This is a genomic window from Streptomyces sp. YIM S03343, from assembly GCF_054729195.1.
The window spans coordinates 3,531,093-3,549,657 of the sequence record NZ_JBPUKX010000001.1 but is presented as its reverse complement, the minus strand read 5'-3'; the positions used below and the strand labels follow the sequence as shown (position 1 = coordinate 3,549,657).

At 67.0% G+C, this 18,565-nt stretch carries 19 protein-coding genes; 9 read left to right on the top strand and 10 right to left on the bottom strand.

All coding sequences use genetic code 11. The features are described from left to right. Positions 1 to 489: 489 nt before the first annotated feature. A complete protein-coding gene (locus tag ACSYGN_RS15030; RefSeq protein WP_460395803.1) occupies positions 490 to 738 on the bottom strand; it encodes an Imm1 family immunity protein in 249 nt (82 codons plus the stop codon). A 36-nt stretch (positions 739 to 774) separates the two neighbouring features. Between ACSYGN_RS15030 and ACSYGN_RS15025 the strand changes: the two genes are divergently transcribed. Continuing rightward, positions 775 to 1,574, top strand: a protein-coding gene (locus tag ACSYGN_RS15025) for an IS5 family transposase (protein WP_460403468.1) whose coding sequence is annotated in 2 segments (ribosomal slippage) — positions 775 to 1,123 and positions 1,123 to 1,574 — 801 coding nt in all. Because the reading frame shifts where the segments join, the coding sequence is not laid out codon by codon here. On the opposite strand, the gene ACSYGN_RS15020 is transcribed toward ACSYGN_RS15025, so the two are convergent. The 4 genes from ACSYGN_RS15020 to ACSYGN_RS15005 form a co-directional block, all read right to left on the bottom strand. Next, positions 1,553 to 1,837 carry a hypothetical protein gene (locus ACSYGN_RS15020; RefSeq protein WP_460395801.1) on the bottom strand — a complete coding sequence of 95 codons (285 nt, stop codon included), beginning with the start codon at positions 1,835 to 1,837 and terminating at the stop codon, positions 1,553 to 1,555. The genes ACSYGN_RS15025 and ACSYGN_RS15020 overlap by 22 nt on opposite strands. A gap of 232 nt (positions 1,838 to 2,069) precedes the next feature. Then, entirely contained in the window at positions 2,070 to 2,564 is a 495-nt protein-coding gene (locus ACSYGN_RS15015) for an Imm1 family immunity protein (protein WP_460395799.1), read from the bottom strand. A gap of 242 nt (positions 2,565 to 2,806) precedes the next feature. Further along, positions 2,807 to 3,955 carry an ISAs1 family transposase gene (locus tag ACSYGN_RS15010; RefSeq protein ID WP_460395797.1) on the bottom strand — a complete coding sequence of 383 codons (1,149 nt, stop codon included), beginning with the start codon at positions 3,953 to 3,955 and terminating at the stop codon, positions 2,807 to 2,809. An 87-nt stretch (positions 3,956 to 4,042) separates the two neighbouring features. Beyond that, a complete protein-coding gene (locus ACSYGN_RS15005) occupies positions 4,043 to 4,567 on the bottom strand; it encodes a hypothetical protein (protein WP_460395795.1) in 525 nt (174 codons plus the stop codon). Positions 4,568 to 4,941: 374 nt separating this feature from the next. Here ACSYGN_RS15005 and ACSYGN_RS15000 point away from each other — a divergent pair, with 374 nt between their 5' ends. From ACSYGN_RS15000 to ACSYGN_RS14970, 7 genes are all read left to right on the top strand, one after another. Beyond that, the gene (locus ACSYGN_RS15000; RefSeq protein WP_460395793.1) at positions 4,942 to 5,394 is read left to right on the top strand and encodes a hypothetical protein; all 453 of its coding nucleotides are present in this window, start codon (positions 4,942 to 4,944) and stop codon (positions 5,392 to 5,394) included. 146 nt (positions 5,395 to 5,540) lie between these two features. Further along, the gene (locus ACSYGN_RS14995; RefSeq protein ID WP_460395791.1) at positions 5,541 to 5,897 is read left to right on the top strand and encodes a hypothetical protein; all 357 of its coding nucleotides are present in this window, start codon (positions 5,541 to 5,543) and stop codon (positions 5,895 to 5,897) included. 94 nt (positions 5,898 to 5,991) lie between these two features. After that, the gene (locus ACSYGN_RS14990; RefSeq protein WP_460395789.1) at positions 5,992 to 6,255 is read left to right on the top strand and encodes a hypothetical protein; all 264 of its coding nucleotides are present in this window, start codon (positions 5,992 to 5,994) and stop codon (positions 6,253 to 6,255) included. Then, complete coding sequence (locus tag ACSYGN_RS14985) at positions 6,243 to 6,650, top strand: hypothetical protein (protein ID WP_460395787.1); 408 nt, start codon at positions 6,243 to 6,245, stop codon at positions 6,648 to 6,650. Before ACSYGN_RS14990 ends, ACSYGN_RS14985 begins: the two co-directional genes overlap by 13 nt. A gap of 150 nt (positions 6,651 to 6,800) precedes the next feature. Further along, complete coding sequence (locus tag ACSYGN_RS14980) at positions 6,801 to 8,291, top strand: ABC transporter permease (protein ID WP_460395785.1); 1,491 nt, start codon at positions 6,801 to 6,803, stop codon at positions 8,289 to 8,291. Positions 8,292 to 8,426: 135 nt separating this feature from the next. Further along, positions 8,427 to 9,110, top strand: coding sequence for an ABC transporter ATP-binding protein (locus tag ACSYGN_RS14975; protein ID WP_460395783.1), 684 nt, complete (start codon positions 8,427 to 8,429; stop codon positions 9,108 to 9,110). 362 nt (positions 9,111 to 9,472) lie between these two features. Further along, complete coding sequence (locus tag ACSYGN_RS14970) at positions 9,473 to 12,733, top strand: S8 family peptidase (RefSeq protein ID WP_460403466.1); 3,261 nt, start codon at positions 9,473 to 9,475, stop codon at positions 12,731 to 12,733. An 86-nt stretch (positions 12,734 to 12,819) separates the two neighbouring features. Here ACSYGN_RS14970 and ACSYGN_RS14965 read toward each other — a convergent pair whose 3' ends face one another. Next, positions 12,820 to 13,740 (bottom strand): helix-turn-helix domain-containing protein, encoded by a 921-nt coding sequence (locus ACSYGN_RS14965; protein WP_460395781.1) that lies wholly within the window; start codon positions 13,738 to 13,740, stop codon positions 12,820 to 12,822. A gap of 178 nt (positions 13,741 to 13,918) precedes the next feature. On the opposite strand from ACSYGN_RS14965, the gene ACSYGN_RS14960 reads away from it, so the two are divergent. Next, complete coding sequence (locus tag ACSYGN_RS14960) at positions 13,919 to 14,962, top strand: NAD(P)-dependent alcohol dehydrogenase (RefSeq protein ID WP_460403464.1); 1,044 nt, start codon at positions 13,919 to 13,921, stop codon at positions 14,960 to 14,962. A 450-nt stretch (positions 14,963 to 15,412) separates the two neighbouring features. Here ACSYGN_RS14960 and ACSYGN_RS14955 read toward each other — a convergent pair whose 3' ends face one another. The 4 genes from ACSYGN_RS14955 to ACSYGN_RS14940 all read right to left on the bottom strand — a co-directional run bounded on the left by ACSYGN_RS14955 (position 15,413) and on the right by ACSYGN_RS14940 (position 18,530). After that, the gene (locus ACSYGN_RS14955; protein ID WP_460395779.1) at positions 15,413 to 16,519 is read right to left on the bottom strand and encodes a serine hydrolase domain-containing protein; all 1,107 of its coding nucleotides are present in this window, start codon (positions 16,517 to 16,519) and stop codon (positions 15,413 to 15,415) included. A 144-nt stretch (positions 16,520 to 16,663) separates the two neighbouring features. Then, positions 16,664 to 17,635 carry a hypothetical protein gene (locus tag ACSYGN_RS14950; RefSeq protein ID WP_460395777.1) on the bottom strand — a complete coding sequence of 324 codons (972 nt, stop codon included), beginning with the start codon at positions 17,633 to 17,635 and terminating at the stop codon, positions 16,664 to 16,666. Further along, entirely contained in the window at positions 17,635 to 18,345 is a 711-nt protein-coding gene (locus ACSYGN_RS14945; protein WP_460395775.1) for a cytochrome b N-terminal domain-containing protein, read from the bottom strand. The genes ACSYGN_RS14950 and ACSYGN_RS14945 overlap by 1 nt, the downstream gene beginning before the upstream one ends. Then, positions 18,342 to 18,530 carry a hypothetical protein gene (locus ACSYGN_RS14940; protein WP_460395773.1) on the bottom strand — a complete coding sequence of 63 codons (189 nt, stop codon included), beginning with the start codon at positions 18,528 to 18,530 and terminating at the stop codon, positions 18,342 to 18,344. Before ACSYGN_RS14940 ends, ACSYGN_RS14945 begins: the two co-directional genes overlap by 4 nt. Between the last annotated feature and the right edge of the window lie 35 nt (positions 18,531 to 18,565).

Below are 18,565 nucleotides of genomic sequence, written 5' to 3'. Positions count from 1 at the left end.
GCCATTCTGCTGACAGCGCATCACCAGCCCTAGACCGGGAAGTCCAGCTTCGCCGTTCGACCCAATGTGCAGACCTCTCAAACCAAGGGGCAAATCCTCAAGAGATTCGGCGGTTTCCTCGATCCAGGGGGTGAGTTCCGAAGGAAGCCGACCTACCAGGCGCACGCCGCCATAGGAAACCTGGGGTCCGTGGCACGCGTCGATGGAAACTGCCGCCAGAGTCATCTTCTCCCTATGGTAGTAGGTGTCGATACCTACTCCGGAGAAAGGAGCCCACTGTGCACCGGGACCCCATCCACTGACCGGCTTGTGTAGAGCTGCGGCCACTTCATGGACACTTTGACCGAATTGAAGGGGGCCTACGCTCTTGAACGGTTCCCAATCCCAGTGTAAACGCTCAGAATCCGGGAGGATCTCCATTTCCCACCACATAAAAAACCTCAATGTCAATATGGAGCTGCTAAGCTTCTGGCCGAGTGTGGGGTAATTTCAGTATGTTTGATCAAGGAGCTCCCACTCGATGCATTCCGGCCGCTTGCCTGTTCGAGACTGGCAGAATTCTTCGATGGCGTCGCGGACCTGCGTCACCGGAATAGCCGTCTCGCGGGGATAGCATTCTCCCCCTCCGGGATCTTTGATCAGCAGCGGATCAGATGAAGGCGGTTCCGGGTTCATTGATGTCCAGACAGACCTGAAGATATCCTCTTCGGCTTCGTCTTGGGGTTCCTTAGAGGTCATCTCATTTGGCTCGGTAGGCTGTTGGCCGTGGCAGGGATCGTTGAGCGGCTGGTGCCGGATGAGTTGTGGGGTCTGTTCCAGCGGGTGGTGCCGGCGGCGCCGTCGCGGCCTCAGGGCGGTGGTCGACGCCGACATGGTGATCGTGAGGTGCTGGCGGCGATCGTGTTCGTGGCCACGTCGGGCTGCACGTGGCAGCAGCTGCCCGCGGCGTCGTTCGGCCCGTCGGGAGCGACGGCTCACCGCAGGTTCACCGAGTGGTCGAAGGCCAGGGTGTGGGCCAGGCTGCACCGCCTGGTCCTCGACGAACTCGGCTCCCGCGGTGAGCTGGACTGGTCGAGGTGCGCGATCGACTCGGTGAACATGCGGGCCCTGAAAAGGGGGACCTGACAGGTCCGAATCCTGTCGACCGGGGCAAGTACGGGTCGAAGATCCATCTGATCACCGAGCGGACCGGTCTGCCCCTGTCGGTCGGAATCTCCGGCGCCAACCTCCACGACAGCCAGGCCCTGATCCCGCTCGTGAAAGGCATACCCCCGATTCGGTCCCGCCGAGGTCCCCGCCGACGCAGGCCCGGCAAACTGCACGCAGACAAGGGCTACGACTACCGCCACCTGCGGCAATGGCTGTCCCAGCGCGGCATCCGGCATCGCATCGCCCGCAAGGGCGTCGAGTCGTCCGCCCGCCTGGGCCGGCACCGCTGGACCATCGAACGCACCATGGCCTGGCTCGCCGGCTGCCGCCGACTCCACCGCCGCTACGAACGCAAAGCCGAGCACTTCCTCGCCTTCACCAGCATCGCCTGCACCCTCATCTGCTACCGCAGACTCACCAAATGAGATGACTTCTTAGTGGTCCACCACCTCAATGCCCCGTACCCCTCATGGGTATTTATCGAGACGTATAGGCAGTTGTCCGCTTGTCTTTCGTCGGTTTCTTCGGGGTACTTGCCTTCAACGATACAGACGGATGCACGCTCGGGTAGGGTTTCGTAACCGCTGGGATCTGCGACGCGCTGCTCCAGGTTCTCCATTACGTCGTCGACGAGGACCTTGACCTCTTCTTCGCTCCGGGCGTACTTTCCACGGCTGTAAACGATCATTTTGTTATCGCCTTGCTCGGTTATCTGGATCTCGCACGGCTTCGTACCGGGAAGCGGCCCGCTGAGGAGAATTCTCAGCGGGCCGCCTGCGACTCAGGCTACCGCAGGAAACGGGGCGAAATGATCTCCAGCGGGCCTTTTCTTGTGATGGTTTGAGGGAGGATCGCTTCCACTAGGGCCCGGTCCGGGCTCGCCAAGAGCGAGCCCGGACTATTGCACAGTCGGGAACTGTCTAGAGCTCATTGCTTTCCTCGTAGAGCTCCCCAGTGGAGTGCCCCTTAATCCATTCCACTCCCGTGGGACGGAAACCCGTGCTCTGTCGAAAGTACTCCTCAATGACAGGGCGGACATCGCTGAGCGGAATAGCGCTGACTCTGTTGAAGAAGCTGGGGCACCACGGATCACTCAGTACCTGCGGGTCCACTTCTGGAGGAGAGGGATTCCAGGAAACCCAGACATATTCTGCGATTTCTGTACCCGAGACCGCAGCGACCTGGTCTCTAAACCTGTTGTCGCAGTACCAGAGCAGCGCCCCGTAGCCGGAGTCATAGTCAAGGCCGATGCCGAGCACGCTATCGATGTCAGCATCATTGTCTTTGACGACCGCGAAATCCGCAGTCATGTAGCCCGTCCTTTTGTTTTCAGCGAAGATCGGATCGAGATAGTTCTGCAGCTCAGAAGTCGTCGCTAGAAACAGGGGGTCACTTCCGAACACCTTCAGCGCCATGCTATTCCATCTTTCCGCCCCACAGAATCTTCTTGCCGCCAGGGTGGTATACTGTGGGTTTCGATTTGGCAGGGAGGATGTACCCGACCGTCATATCACAGTTCTGTCCCTTTACATTCTTGACCCACTTCGGGAGCCTTTTGAGTGGCTTCGCTACTGTAGCCAGGCTGAGCCTGGTGCCAGGCGCCCTACCAGTGGAGCAGGGCTGATTCAAAGTCCTGGTGATCATGTGGCGTTGCCGGTCAGGGCAGTCCGATCAAGTCCAGCGGACGGGTGAAGGGCGTATAGGACATCTCGCGCAGGCCGGCGGCGATGCTGCGGTGCCCGGCAGCGCGCAGGGTGTGGATCGCGAAGCTGCGCAGCGTGGCCATGTTCTCCGGTCCGTGCCCGGTGCGGATCTTCGAGGCGTCCTCGCCGAATGTGGTGTCTCTGACGTGGTGCACGGCCTCGATGCCCCATTGCGCGCGGGCGAGTTGGCCGATGGCCTGGGGAGATGCCGCCCGTGCCGTCAGGTCGGTGATGGCGTAGACGGTCTCACGGGTGATCTTGCCGGTCTTGAGGTCGGTGCGGTGCCGGTGGATCTTCGCGGCCTGCGCCAGGTACGGGAAGTCCAGCCCGAGACCGGTGACGGTGAGCGTGCGCACCGAGCGGGTCTCACGTCGCCCGTGCCCCGCCTCGCGGTCGTAGCGGCGGGCGGTCACCTCCTTCCACGGCAGCGAGCGCAACGCGTTGTGCAGCGTCGGCTGGTTCCGCTTGACCACGAGCAGGTAGTGCGCCTTCTTCGCCTCCACCAGCCATCTGGCGTGGTCACGATGGGTATGCAGGGCGTCGGCGGTCACCACGACATCGGCCAGGTCGAACGGCGCCAGCAAGTGCGTGAAGCCGGTGACCTCGGTGGTCTTGTCCGGTACCCGCAGCTGGCTGACGGTGCGTCCGCCGTCCAGGACGTCGGAGAGCAGGTGGGCGGCCGGGCCGGTGTCCGTGCGCGAGCCACGGGCGGCCTTGCCGTCCACGGCCAGGTGCCGGCTGCCCGCGGGGTCACATCCGAGCAGGTCGGCAAGCCCGCCGGGACATACGAGGGTCAGGACGCGGCGGATCGTGGAGGGCGACGGTGCGCGGCGCACGCCCAGCGGGCCGACGGCACGCACGCCGAGGCGGGCGAGTGCGTCCAGGGGCGCGTGGCGCGCCCACTGGCCCACGGCCAGATAGGAGCGAGCCCCGGCCAGCACCGCGCAGCAGGCGGTGAGCAGGACCGATACCAGCGTATGGCGCCGTCCCCGCCGATCTCGCGGATCGCGAAGAACGGCCAGCCGTTCGGCGACACCGTTCACGCCGCGCTGGGCGGCAGTGGGCGACTTGGTCAGGCAGACAGTGGCAGACTGGCGGCACATCGAAGCTCCGGACGGGCGAGGCGACTTGGGAAGGTCACCCCGTCAACCGGAGCTTCGTTGTCTTAGTGACGGACTTCCGCCGGATAGTCACACCTCAGCCACCTGCACGTTTCCATGACCCCCAGGACTTTGAATCAGCCCTGACCAGTGGAGCCAGACTTCTGCGGGGGTAATGTCCCAGGATGTGCCCGCAATCTCTCCGGGATTGCAGAAGAGCGCCCAGGTCACCACGGCGTTGCCGGCACGCTGTGCGCCCAGCTCGATTTCGAAGCCGTCGACGAACAGGTCGCCTCCCGGACTGGACCGGAGCCCCACGTCGTGCTGAACCGCGTAGGACTCCATGTCCTCGAAAAGTTCCGACGGAACCCGGCCGATCAGACGGATCCCCTCGTGGGTGACCTGTGGACCGAGCCGTCCATCGACCAGCACGCACGTCAATCCCGCGCCTTCGACGAAGTAGCACTTCACCGCGGGTCGACTCCAGGTCGGCTGCGGCTTGGAGAACTCGACCCGCCACTGCGTTCGGCCCGTCGAGTGCCAACTCCCCATGTTGTGCTGCTTCGCAGTGAAGCCCTGCCCCGCCATGGCCGCGACGGTGTCCTCCCGACTCATTCCAAAGTCCAGTGGCCCAATCGTCTGGAGTGGGACGTACCGCCACTGGTCCCTCTCGGAGTCCCCGAGGACCGCCCAATGATCCGTGCTCACGACCCAATGATCGTCCATGCGGTGCTACTCAGCGCAATCCGTCCGGAAGATCCGAAGGAAACGCCCCAGCCGTCTCGCCTGTCGCGACGCCTGGTGGCGGCGAACGCCGCTACCCGATGCACCGACACCCATGACTCGCCCATGAAGGGCCCACCTCGCCGCGGCGGGCTTGTCGCGATCACAGGGGCCCTGGTCGGCGCACCGCTGACGGTGGCCGTCCCCCACCGCAGCCGTAGATCGTGATCACGGATGTGGAGGTCGCTCGTCGGTAGCCTGCGCGTGTGGATGAGACCTGGGACGAAGTGCAGCTGATCGCGGATGGCTTCGAGCGTGTGTACGTCGAGTTGGAGTGGTACGACGGACCGCGCGTCGGCCTCGCCGATGTCGAGGGCAAGCCCCACTACTTCCAGAGTTACGACTACGACCAGGCCGACCAAGCCGACGAGTACAGCGTCTGGCCCGCGAGCGACGCGACGGTGGAACTGGAGCGCGAGCAGTGGGCGATCTTCGCGAGATGGAACGAGCGCCATGAGGCAGGGGTGGTGGGGCCGGAGACCCATCCGGGCCATGGCGGGATTGACGCCCGCTACGACGAACTGGACCTGCTGCTGGCGCCGTACCGGCAGGCGCCGGACGACGCGAGGCGACTGGTGGGCGAGGCGCGGTTCGATGCCAGGGCCCGCTACCGGATCGAGGGTCTGGACTACTGGTTCCGATGGCGTCCAAACAGATGAGGCCGCCGTCGATCATTAGGTGTTGTGTGGACAACTAATGATCACGCGGCGACTTCCGGACGGAATCAAGCACGCCAACGACCAGATGCCCTCGGGCTACCCTGCAACGCGCTGCGACAAGAAGACCATCGTGAGGGGCTGACGTAATGAGGACGCGCACGCTGAGGTTCGGGCTGTATGCGGATGAGGAGGGACTGGCATGGATCGGCGGGCTCGTCGAGGAGGCTGTCGGCTCCCGCAGCGCTCGTATCGTCACGGAGACCGTCGCCCACACCGCTTTCGGCGGCGAGCTCACGACCGCTGATATGTACGACTACCTGTCGGAGCAGTGGCGCTTGGAGCATCCCGGACAGAGCAGCGGTACGCGAGAACTGGTCGAGCTGTGCGTCCGTTTGAAGTGCTCGCTCAAGACGTGGCGGGCCGTTCGCAAGTCAGTGATCAGCGGTATGTGCCCGGAGGGTCTCGCACCTCACACTTGCCGCGTTCCGTGGTCCGCGGCCTGAGCCGCACATCACAGACCTGACAGACAACCGGATCCGCAAGACGGTCTGGTGCGAACTGGCCGAACTGACAGCGTGACGCCGATAGCCTGCGCGGATGCAGCCAGTACAGAGCGTCGCCATGATCCACATGTGGGACATCGACGGAAAGCCCGGCGGCGACGACGACTCCAAGGCGTTGAGCAAGCCGAGTCTGGACTGCACCGACTACGAGATCTACGAGGTGCTGCGCCGCCACCAGGGGCACCGCCGTGGAGCCGGCGCTGTCCGAAGCGAAGAAGCGCCTCGGCCTGTACTACGTCATGGAGAAGTACAACTCCATCTCCCGCAACCTCTGAAGGCCGCACCATGCTCGTACTGACCGCCCTGGCGGCCGGAATCATCGGCACGCTGGCCCTCACTGTGAAGGGAATCAGGGTGACGGCCGCGTCCGGCACCCGAGGGCTCGCCTTCCTCGGCTTCGCGGTGGGACTCGGCCTGTACACCTGGGGCCTGTTCTTCGTCATGCTCGCCGACGCGGGGAACGGCGGGGCCGATTCGGCCCCTCCGCCCAGTTGCCGTAACGATCCCCGCGCGCTCCATGTCACCGGAACCGACGTCAGCTTCCTGCCGCTCCGTGTCGAGTGCCGGCTTGCGTCGGGCGGACAGTACAGCTCCGACGACGTACCCGGATACGTCAATCCGGGAGCCTTCGGAGCCGCCCTGGCCGGCACTCTCGCCGTCGTACTCGTCAAAGCCCGTGAGGAGAAGCGTTGACGTAGCTCATTCGGGTGTCATTTCAGCGTCGGCGGCGCCCGGGTCCTGACAGCTCCGTGCGGGCCGGTTCCTGGGTCTCCGACAGGCTTCTCATGGTTCTCTTATTCGGGGCTTAGTGAGTCATCACACGCCGTGCCTAGTTTGCGGCGCATGTTCTTCACCTACCTGAGGCGCGAACTGCGCCGCCGCAGAAAGGCGGCTCTCGTCGTCGCCTCCGGGCTGGCGCTCGGCATCGCCCTGGTCATCGTGGTCACCTCGGTGTCCTCGGGCATGAACACCGCGCAGGACAAGGTCCTCCAGTCGCTGTACGGCCTGGGTACGGACATGACGGTCACCAAGGCCGCGACGCCGACCGGGAGCAGCTCGCAGCGGCCCCGGTTCCAGTTCGACGCCAAGGGCAGCGACGACGACTCGAAGCAGAGCAGCGACCGGGTCGTCGTCCAGGGCTTCACCACCCTGGCCTCCACCACGGTCAGCAAGGTCGGCGGCCAGAAGGGTGTCTCGTCCGCGGTCGGCGGGCTGAGCCTCAACGTGGTGAAGGTCAGCGGGCAGTTCACCCGCGGCCAGTTCAAGCAGGACCCCAACAGCTCCAACAGCTCCAACAGCTCCGGCGGCCAGGAAGGCGGCCCCGGCGGCGCCGGTGGCGGCAGCACCGGGCAGCCGCAGGGCGAGGTGCAGGGCGGCGGCGCCAACTTCGACATCAACCAGTACACGGTCATCGGCACCGACGTCACCAAGACCGGCCTCGGCCCGCTGACCTCCTCGAAGATCACCAGCGGCCGTACCTTCAAGACCGACGAGACCGACGCCAAGGTCCTCGTCGCCGACTCCTCGTACGCCAAGCAGAAGAAGTACAAGGTCGGTTCCACCGTCACCATCAAGAGCGTCAAGTACAAGGTGATCGGCATCGCCACCGCCACCAGCGGGGACTCGGCGGCCAACCTCTACATCCCGCTCAAGCAGGCGCAGACGCTGGCCGGTGAGAAGAACAAGGTCACCACGATCTACGTCAAGGCGACCGACTCGCAGCAGATCGACACGGTCAAGAGCGCCATCCAGAAGAACGTCTCCGGTACGACGGTCACCACTTCCGCCGACCTTGCCAAGACCGTCTCCGGTTCGCTGTCCACCGCCTCCAGCCTCGCCTCCAACGTCGGCAAGTGGCTGTCCATCGCGGTGCTCGTGGCCGCGTTCCTGGTCGCCGGTCTGCTGACCTCCTCCGCGGTCTCCCGGCGGGTGCGCGAGTTCGGCACCCTGAAGGCGCTGGGCTGGAAGTCGCGCCGGGTGACCGGGCAGGTCGTCGGTGAGGCCATGGTCAACGGCCTGGTCGGCGGCGCCCTCGGCATCGCGCTCGGCCTGACGGGCGCGTACGTCGTCACCTCCATCAGCCCCACCCTCCAGGCTCAGCTGGGCAGTTCGGCCAGCAGTGCGGGCGGTGCCGGCGGCCCCGGCGGCGGCTTCGGCGGGCCCGGCCGGCAGGCGGCGAAGACCCTGGAGGTCGCGCTCACCGCTCCGGTCAGCGTCAGCACCATCGCCCTCGCGGTCGCCCTCGCGGTGGCGGGCGGCCTGATCGCGGGTGCCTTCGGCGGCTGGCGGGCCTCCCGGCTGCGGCCCGCGGACGCCCTGCGCCGCGTCGAGTAGTCGAGGAGCGGCGGCGTCCACCCGGCCGCGACCGCCGCAACGGCCCGCGGCCACTGGGGCCTGTCTTCAACGGCAGGCCCCAACACCCATAGATAGACAGACAGACCCAGACTTGACCAGGAGTTGGCAGTCCCCATGTACGAACTCAGCGGCGTCACCAAGCGCTACACACGCGGCAAGGACATCGTCAACGCGCTCGACGGCATCGACCTGACCATCGGCGACGGCGACCGCCTCGTCATCCAGGGCCCCACCGGCGGCGGCAAGTCGACGCTGCTCCAGATGCTCGGCGGGCTCGACCGGCCCACCTCGGGCGAGGTCGTCCTCGACGGCACCGACCTCGCCAAGCTGTCCGAGGCCCGGCTCACCAAGGTACGCAGCGAGAACATCGGCTTCGTCTTCCAGTCGTTCAACCTCATCCCGACGCTGACCGCGCAGGAGAACGTGGAGACGGCCCTCGTACCGCTCGGTGTGAAGACCAAGGAGCGGCGCGAACGGGCCGCCGAGGCACTGAAGTCGGTCGGTCTCGGGGAGCGGCTCGGGCATCTGCCCGGCGAGATGTCGGGCGGTCAGCAGCAGCGCGTCGCCATCGCGCGGGCGCTCGTCAAGGAGCCCAAGGTGCTGCTCGCCGACGAGCCCACCGGCAACCTCGACGAGGGCATGCGCGACGAGATCATGGAGGTTCTCGAACGCATGTGGAAGGAGCACGGGTTGACGTTCATCATGGTCACCCACGACTCCTCGATCGCGAAGAAGGCCCCGCGTGTCGCCACGATCCGCAAGGGGCGGATCACGGTGAAGGAGAACGCCGGAACCTGAGCGTCCTGCGCGGGTACCTTTTGCTCGGGTGACGGTTCGTCACGGCTCGTCAAGCCAGCCGCACCGTCCCCAACCCGGCGATCATGTAACGGAGTTGACGCGACGGCGTCACAGCTGGCGCGCGGTCTTCTTACCGTTCTCTCATCCTCTTGTAACGCATCGACACCCCTCGGCATACTGCGGTGTTCCGGGGGGTGTACGCACGCGCGTACGAGACTGCCCCCGGTCGGGTGCGGCGGGACGACCACAACCCGCCCGACTCACCCGGCACTCCATCAGCAGGGGGAGTTTTGCGCAGACACGTCAGAAGTGCGTACGCCGCCACGGTGGCGACGGCCGCCGCAGTGGCACTCGCCGCGGGAATGACCAGCCCTGCGGCGGCCGGGCCCGAGCAGCGCGCGACCGGCGCGACCGGCCGTGCCGCCTCGTTCGCCGGGCAGCACCACATCACCCTGATCACCGGTGACCGGGTCACCGTGGACGCCAAGGGACGGGTCCTCGGCATCCAGCCCGCCAAGGGCCGTGAGCACATACCCGTCCAGCTCCGCAAGAACGACGGGCACACCTACGTGATCCCCGCCGACGCGGCCCGCATGGTCGCCGGCGGCAAGCTGGACAAGCGGCTGTTCGACATCACCGAGCTGAACAAGGCCGCGACCCGCACGTCCCAGAAGAAGGGGCTGAAGGTCATCGTCGGCTACCAGGGCGCCGCCAAGGCCGCCAAGGCCGACGTCCGCGACGCGGGCACCCTGCGCCACAGCCTCACGACGCTGAACGCCGACGCCGTACAGACCCCGCAGCAGGACACGCCCGAGCTGTGGGACGCCGTCACCAACGGCGAGAAGACCGCCTCCGGCATCGCGCACGTCTGGCTCGACGGCACCCGCAAGGCCAGCCTCGACAAGTCCGTCCCTCAGATCGGCGCGCCCACGGCATGGGCGGCCGGTTACACCGGCAAGGGCGTCAAGATCGCCGTACTCGACACCGGTGTCGACGCCGACCACCAGGACCTGAAGTCCCAGGTGATCGAGTCCAAGAACTTCTCGACGGCCATCGACGCCACCGACCACTTCGGTCACGGCACGCACGTCGCGTCCATCGCCGCGGGCACCGGCGCCAAGTCGGGCGGCAAGTACAAGGGTGTCGCGCCCGGCGCGAAGATCCTCAACGGCAAGGTCCTCGACGACTCCGGCTCCGGTGACGACTCCGGCATCCTCGCCGGCATGGAGTGGGCGGCCGCGCAGGGCGCCGACATCGTCAACCTCAGCCTCGGCGGCACCGACGCGCCCGGGATCGACCCGCTGGAAGCCGAGGTGAACAAGCTCTCCGACGAGAAGGGGATGTTGTTCGCCATCGCCGCGGGCAACGAGGGCCCCAACAGCATCGGTTCGCCCGGCAGCGCCGACGCCGCCCTCACCGTCGGCGCGGTCGACGACAACGACAAGCTGGCGGTGTTCTCCTCCACCGGCCCGCGCGTCGGTGACGGCGCCATCAAGCCGGACGTCACCGCGCCCGGTGTGGACATCACCGCCGCCGCGGCCCCGGGCAGCGTCATCGACAAGGAGGTCGGCGAGAAGCCGGCCGGCTACCTGACCATCTCGGGCACCTCGATGGCCACCCCGCATGTCGCGGGCGCCGCCGCGATCCTCAAGCAGGAGCACCCCGACTGGGGCTACGCCGAGCTCAAGGCCGCACTGACCGGCTCCACGAAGGGCGGCAAGTACACGCCGTTCCAGCAGGGTTCGGGCCGTATCGCTGTCGACAAGGCCATCAAGCAGACCGTGATCGCCGACCCGGTGTCGCTGAGCTTCGGCATCCAGCAGTGGCCGCACAGCGACGACACCCCGGTCACCAAGCAGCTGACGTACCGCAACCTCGGCACCAAGGCGGTCACCCTCAACCTGTCCGCCACGGCCACCGACCCCAAGGGCAACGCGGCCCCGGCCGGCTTCTTCAAACTCTCCGCGACGAAGGTGACGGTCCCCGCGGGCGGCAAGGCCTCCGTCGACGCCACCGTGAACACCAAGCTCGGCGGCACCCTCGACGGCGCCTACTCCGCGTACGTGACCGCGACCGGCGGCGGCCAGAGCGTCCGCACCGCCGCAGCCGTCGTCCGCGAGGTGCAGTCCTACGACGTCAAGCTGAAGTTCATCGGCCGTGACGGCCAGGCAGCGCCGAACTACCTGGCCAACATGGTCGGTACCAGCGGCCTCGGCAAGAACCAGTGGTTCTCGCCCTACGACGCCTCCGGCACCGTCACCGTTCGGGTGCCGAAGGGCGGTTACATCCTCGACACCGCGGTCGTCGTCGACCCGCAGGACGCGGCGAAGGGCGTCGACTGGATCGCCCAGCCCAAGCTGAACGTCACCAAGGACACCGCGGTCACGATCGACGCCCGCACGGCCAAGCCCGTCGACATCACGGTGCCCGACGCCTCGGCCAAGATGGGGCTCGGCCTCGCCGACTACACGGTCTACGCGAGCGACAGCGGCGGGTCGTTCGGCTGGTTCGTCCAGTCGTACGACAACTTCCACACCGCGCACCTCGGTCCGCAGATCACCGACGGCACGCTGAGCCAGGAGTGGGACGCGCACTTCACCAAGGGCACCGACGAGCAGTACGCCACCACCTTCTCCAGCAAGGTCAAGGAGCTCGCCACCGGCTACACCCGGCACTACAAGGCGAGCGACCTCGCCACGGTGAAGGTCCACATGGGCGGCGGGATCAGCGGCAAGACGGGCGTCGTCACGGCATTCGGCTATCTGCCCGACGGCTCCGGCGGCTCCGCCCTCGGCGTCGAGCAGAAGCTGCCCGGCACCCGGATCATGCACCTGTCCACCGTGGGCGGCCCCCAGTGGGAGCTGGCCTTCGACCAGTACGGCGGCCTCGACCCCGACGGCTTCCCGATCGACGAGGCGTCGTACATCCAGGGGTACCTCGACACCTTCAAGGGCGGCAAGACGTACGAGAAGACCTTCGCCACCGCCGTCTTCGGCCCGCACCTCGAAGCGGACTATGGCCTGTACCGCGAGGGCAACGACATCTTCGGCATGCTGCCGCTGTTCGCCGACTCCGCCAAGCACCCGGGCCAGTCGCTGTTCACCTCGGTGAACACCACGCTGTACCGCAACGGCACCAAGATCGGCACCAGCGACGACCCGCTGTTCGGCGAGCACCTCTTCAAGGTCCCGGCCGGTGACGCCGAGTACAAGCTGACCACCTCGGTGAAGCGGAGCGTCAAGATCGCCGCCGCGTCCACCCGGATCGACGCGAGCTGGACCTTCCACTCGAAGAAGCTCTCCGGCTCGAACCCGGTCAAGCTCCCCGCGTCCACCCTCCGCTTCAATGCCAAGACCGGTCTCGACAACCGGGTCGCGGCGGGCAAGACGGTCACCTTCCCGGTCACCGTCGAGGGCGCGGCCGCGGGCAGCAACCTCAAGTCGCTGTCGGTGTACGTGTCGTACGACTACGGCCAGACCTGGAAGAAGGTCGAGGTCCGGGGCGGCAAGATCACCGTGAAGAACCCGGCCGCGGGCAAGGCGATCTCGTTCCACGCCAAGATCGCCGACAAGAAGGGCAACAAGTCGACGGTCTCGATCTACAACGCGTACTACGGCAAGTGAGGCTGTAGCTACTCATCGGGCGCAGCCCGAGCGGCCCGCCGGAGAAGATCTCCGGCGGGCCGCGCTGTGTCGGTGCGCACAGGGTTCTACGGCTGCCGGACCCTGGCGGCGTCCGTCCCCCAGCTGGCCAGCAGCCGCAGCGCGTCCGCGGACGGTGAACCGGGCTCCGCGTGATACGTGATGAGCGCCTGATCACTGTCACCGGGGGGCCGGAAGGACTCGAAGTTGAGGGAGAGGTCACCGACCAGTGGATGGTGCAGCCGCTTGACGCCGAAGGCCTTCTCCTTGACGTCGTGGGTGGCCCACAGTCGCCGGAACTCCTCGCTCTTCACGGACAGTTCGCCGACCAGCGCGGACAGCTTGGGATCATCCGGGTAGCAGCCGGCGTCCATCCGCAGACCGCAGACGATGTCGATCGCCTTCTGCTCCCAGTCGATGAAGAGATCGTGGTACTCGGGCTTCAGGAAGACCAGCCGCGCCCAGTTGCGCTCGGCCGGCGGCAGCTCGCCCCAGTCGCCGAAGACGGCGGCGGCCATCCGGTTCCAGGCGAGGATCTCGGAGCGCCGCCCCATGATGTAGGCGGGAACCCCGTCCAGGACGTCGAGCAGTTGCCGCAGGCCACCCCGCACCTGCTGGGGCCGGGCGGAGGGCTTCTTCTTGTGCTGCTTGGGCTTGGCGAGATGGGTGAGATGAGCATGCTCGGCGTCGCTCAGCCTCAGCGCCCGCGCGATCGAATCGAGCACCTCCGCCGACACATTCCGCCCGTTGCCCTGCTCAAGACGCGTGTAGTACGCCACGGACACCCCGGCGAGCTGTGCCAGCTCCTCACGCCGCAGCCCCGGCACCCGGCGGTGCCGCCCGTACTCGGGCAGCCCGACATCCTCGGGCTTCAGCCGGGCACGCCGGGTCCGCAGGAACTCGCTCAGCTCGGCACGCCGGTCCATTGCCCGGCCGGTGGCGGAGAACGCGGAGGACTCAGATGCGGGGCCGGGGGCGTGTGTGTCCATACGCCCAGTATTCCCGCAGGCCAGGTGGTGGTGGGCCGGCATCCTGACCCCGCCGGTGGTAGGACCGGTGGGCGTAGGCAGGGGTGGGGGCTGGGAGTGTGCGGAAAGGTGGGGCAGGCTGGAGGCCGTAGGAGCACCCCCGTAGATCCATCAGGAGACTCTTTCCATGACCACAGCTGTGACCACTGTCGCTGCGTATGCCGCACCCGCCGCGAAGGCACCGCTGGAGCGCACCACGATCGAACGCCGGCCCGTAGGCGAGCACGACGTACTGATCGACATCAAGTTCTCCGGCATATGCCACTCGGACATCCATCAGGTGAGGGAGGGCTGGGGCCGGGCGGCGTTCCCGATGGTCCCGGGCCACGAGATCGCGGGCGTCGTCTCGGAGGTCGGCCCGGGTGTCACCAAGTACCGGGTCGGCGACCGGGTGGGCGTCGGCTGCATGGTCGACTCCTGCCGGGAGTGCGACAGCTGCAAGGAGGGCCTGGAGCAGTACTGCACCGGTGGGGGCCCGGTGTGGACGTACAACAGCGTCGGCAAGGACGGTGAGCCCACGCTCGGCGGCTACTCGGAGAAGATCGTCGTCGACGAGAAGTACGCGGTCCGCATCCCCGACGGCCTCTCCCTGGACGTGGCCGCCCCGCTCCTCTGCGCCGGCATCACCACGTACTCCCCGCTGAAGCACTGGAACGCGGGCCCGGGCAAGCGGGTGGCCGTCGTAGGCCTCGGCGGTCTGGGCCACATGGGAGTCAAGATCGCGCACGCGCTGGGCGCGGAGGTCACCGTCCTCTCGCAGTCGCTGCGCAAGAAGGACGACGGCCTGAAGCTCGGCGCCGACCACTACTACGCCACGTCCGACCCGGAGACCTTCACCTCCCTCAAGGGCACCTTCGACCTCATCCTCAACACCGTGTCCGCGCCGCTGGACTTCGCCGCCTATCTGAAGCTGCTGCGCAGGGACGGCGCCATGGTCAACGTCGGCCTGCCCGAGGAGCCGGTGCAGATCCCGGTCTTCGCCCTCTTCGGCATGCGCCGCAGCGTGAGCAGCTCCGGCATCGGCGGCATCCGGGAGACCCAGGAGATGCTCGACTTCTGCGCGGAGCACGGTTTGGGCGCGGAGATCGAGCTGATCGCCGCGAGCGAGATCAACGAGGCGTACGAGCGCGTCGTGGCGAGCGACGTCCGCTACCGCTTCGTGATCGACACGTCGACGATCTGACACCGGTCGCTGACCCGCACCGGCAACGGCGGCTTTCGCCCGGGCCGCGCAACTCCACTGGGGAGTTGCGCGGCCCGGCCGTGTGTACGAAGGCCTACGTAAGCGAGGACCACCGCTATTTTTTGTCCGCCTTGTAGAGCTTGATGTCCTTGTTGGCGAACAGGTGGACGTAGCCGCACCGCCAGCAGATGAGGCCAGTGGCGTTCTCGTCGGCCCAGGCCAACTTCATGAACTCCATACCGGTGCTGTTGAGAAGGACACCCCGCTCGCGGAACAGATCTCCTTGGCACACCTGGCACTTGAGCCAGACTTCCCCCAGTGCTGCACGTACCGGCTTCGCCATCGCGTGAACGCTCCCGTATTTTCCGTATGGTCTGACGGAAGACTACGGGGGTGAGGAACCACGGGGAGTAGCGGGAACCGGTCCGCGTGAGCAACTGCCCAGCAGGATCAGGCCCGCAGACCCTTGAGCCCGTCGTAGCAGGCCATCACGAGCTCCAAGCCCCGGGTGTCGGCCGCCGGTTCGCGCATCTGGTTGGTCGTGTACGCCACCGTCATACGGGCCTGGGGGTCGGTCATGACGATCGAGCCGCCCCAGCCGCCCCACCCGAAGGTGTTGCCGAACAGCCCGTAGCCCAGCCCCCAGCGGACCGGCATGCCCAGGATGCGGTCCTCGCCGCTGAACTGTTCTTGGTGGGCGCGGTCGCAGCCTGCCTCAGACAGCAGCCGTACCCCGCGCACCGTTCCTGCGCAGGCCAGCACCGACTGCACGAGGGCGATCGAGCGGGCGTTGCCGAAGCCGCTCGCCGCGGGGATCTGTGCTCGGCGCCAGGCCACGCTGTTGGCGTCCCGGACCCGTACGGCGGTGCCGGCGGCCGGGGACGCGGTGGTGCTGGCCGCGCTCGCGGTGTAGTCCTCGTCCCGCGACGGCGGCGGGACGGAGAGGGCCACCCGGTGGTCGTGCTCGGCGGCCAGCCCGATATGGAAGTCGGCACCCAGCGGCCCGGCCACTTCCTGCGCGAAGAACTCGCCCACGCTCCGGCCGGTGATCCGACGTATCACCTCACCCACGAGGAACCCCTGCGTGAGCGAGTGGTATCCGGCCGCGCTCCCCGGTTCCCATCGCGGAGCCTGCGCGGCCAGGCGCGCGGTGACGGACGGCCAGTCGTAGACGTCCTCGATCGGCCCGTCCCAGGCGGGCAGACCCGCGGTGTGCGAGAGCAGGTGCCGTACCAGCACGCCTTCCTTACCGGCTGCGGTGAACTCGGGCCAGTAGCGGCCGACCGGCGCGTCCAGATCGAGGTCGCCGCGGTCGGCGAGGATCAGCGCGCACAGTGCCGTCATCGTCTTGGTGACGGAATGGACGTTGACGATCGTGTCCCGCTGCCACGGGGTCGTGCGGTCCGCGTCGGCGAACCCGCCCCAGACGTCCACCACCGGCTCACCGTCCACGAAGACAGCCACCGAGCCACCCGCGTCCCCCTCGTCCAGCAGTCCGGCCAGCGCACTCGGCACCGCGGAGAACAGATCGTCGTACGAGCCCTGGATATCGGCCATGGGCCGTATTAGCGCGCAATCGGCCCGGCGGGGGCAATCGAATTAATTGCGACAACCGTGGCTGGTGGCTGGTGGCTGGTTGCTGGTTGCTGGTTGCTGGTGGCTGGTGGCTGGGGGCGAGTGGCTGTGCACCGGGGCCGTTCCTCAGGTCCCGGCCGCCGGGGCGTCGCCTGCTTCGTGATCGCGGTAGTACGAGCGCCAGATCATGCGGTGCACTCGTGTCCAGCGCGGGATCGACCGGACGCCGGGGATGAAGGGGATCAGTACCAGACCCAGGCTGAGCAGGGCCATCAAGCCCCAGATCAGAGCGTCGGCGTTGCCGGACGACTTGAACGGTTCGATCTGGTACCAGAACGTGTAGAGCCACAGCCACGCCTGGCCCGGGTAGTTTCCGGTCTCGTTCATCATGCCCCACTGGTCGCCGCCCAGGTGTTCGGCGCGGGCCAGATCTTCCAGGTAGGAACCGTCGGAGAGGAAGAGCAGGGGGAGGGTGTAGTCGGTCTGGTAGAACTTGCCGTCGGCCTGCAACTGCCCGTCCAGGGCACCCGACTGGGCCAGAGCGAGAAGCTGCGCGGTGAGGACCGGCACCGGGCCGTAGTCGCCCTTGACGACCTTGGCGGGGTCGCCGCCGGGAGACTTGCCCAGTGCGTCCGAGTAGGCCGTGGTCCATGCCTGCTGCTGGGAGGCCGGAGCCGCGGCCCAGGTCGCGAGGGCCGCTTTGACGGCGGGCGGTTGGGGAGCGTTGGTCAGCGGGCGGAGCACGAAGTCCTCGGCGGTGTCCACCGGGATACGGACCCCGGCGGCGCTCTGCAGCCCGATCGGGCCGATCTTCTGCGCCGCGTCGGGTGTGTGGTTGTACGGCGGCCCGTACGTGGCTGTTCCGCTGGTGCCGCCGAGTTCCGCCACGGCGGTCGCCGTGAAGTCCGCGCCGACTGCCCGCGACCACGAGGCCAGAGTCACCGGCTTGACATCGGGTGAGGAGAAGACGGCGGCCAGGGCGACGGTGAGGAGTGCCACCACCACCAGGGCGATCGTGAACTCCTTGATGAGGTCGTACGGCCGGGTGGGGAAGGCGGCCGGGTCCGGTACCGAGGCCTTCCGGTGTCGTCGGATCATTACGCCGCTCCCTCCGGTGCGGGCGAGGCGGCGCCGCTGTCCGGGGGAACCGTCGCCCCGATGGGCGGCACGATTCCGCGCAACCGGACCAGCAGGATGTGCCAAACGGTCAGCAGCCCGAGGACGAACGGGAGCAGCACGATGTGCCACATCAGCATCTGGCCGAAGTCCAGCACATTGAAGTACGCGCCGATACCGACCGAGTTGAGCCCGTCCTTGGCCTGCCCGGCGATCCACTGCGAATCGAAGTTCTGCTGGACCAGGTAGCCGGTGAAGGCCGTGCCGATCGCGGCGAAGAAGCACACCGTGCCGGTGACCCAGGTCAGCGCTCGCCTGCCGCGCCAGGCGGCCATGAAGAACTTCCCCCACAGGTGGACGACCATGAAGAACATGAACAGTTCGACGCTCCACAGGTGCAGGCTGTTCACGTACTTCCCGGTGTCGGAGACGTGCCACCAAGCGGGTCCCTTCAACGCGAGCACCCCGCCCGTGACGAGCACCACGATCAGCGAGGCCACCGTGAGAACGCCGAAGACGTAGATCCACGAGGTCAGGTAGGCCGGCTGGGTGTCGGGCAGCACCTTGTCCGGGGGCAGGGCCGCGACCGTCCTCCGCCGGACCGCTCCGGTCCAGCCTCCCCCGGCGGACACGTTCTTGTACGGCGCGGCAGGCGGCCCGGCAGCCGCGCCTCCCTCACCCTGGCCGCTCATCTACGGCCTCTGGGGAAGGGCAGCAGCAGAGCCGCAACGAAGACGATCACCATCAAGCCGATGACCACGAGGTTCGCGACGGACAACTGGATGACACCCCAGTGCACGTAGCGCCCGGTCCCGTTCAGATCGATGGGCGCGGCGAACGCACTCCCACCGGACCGCGGGAGCCCTGTGATTCTCATGACCTGTCCACCCTGCCCACCTGTCCTTGTCCGCT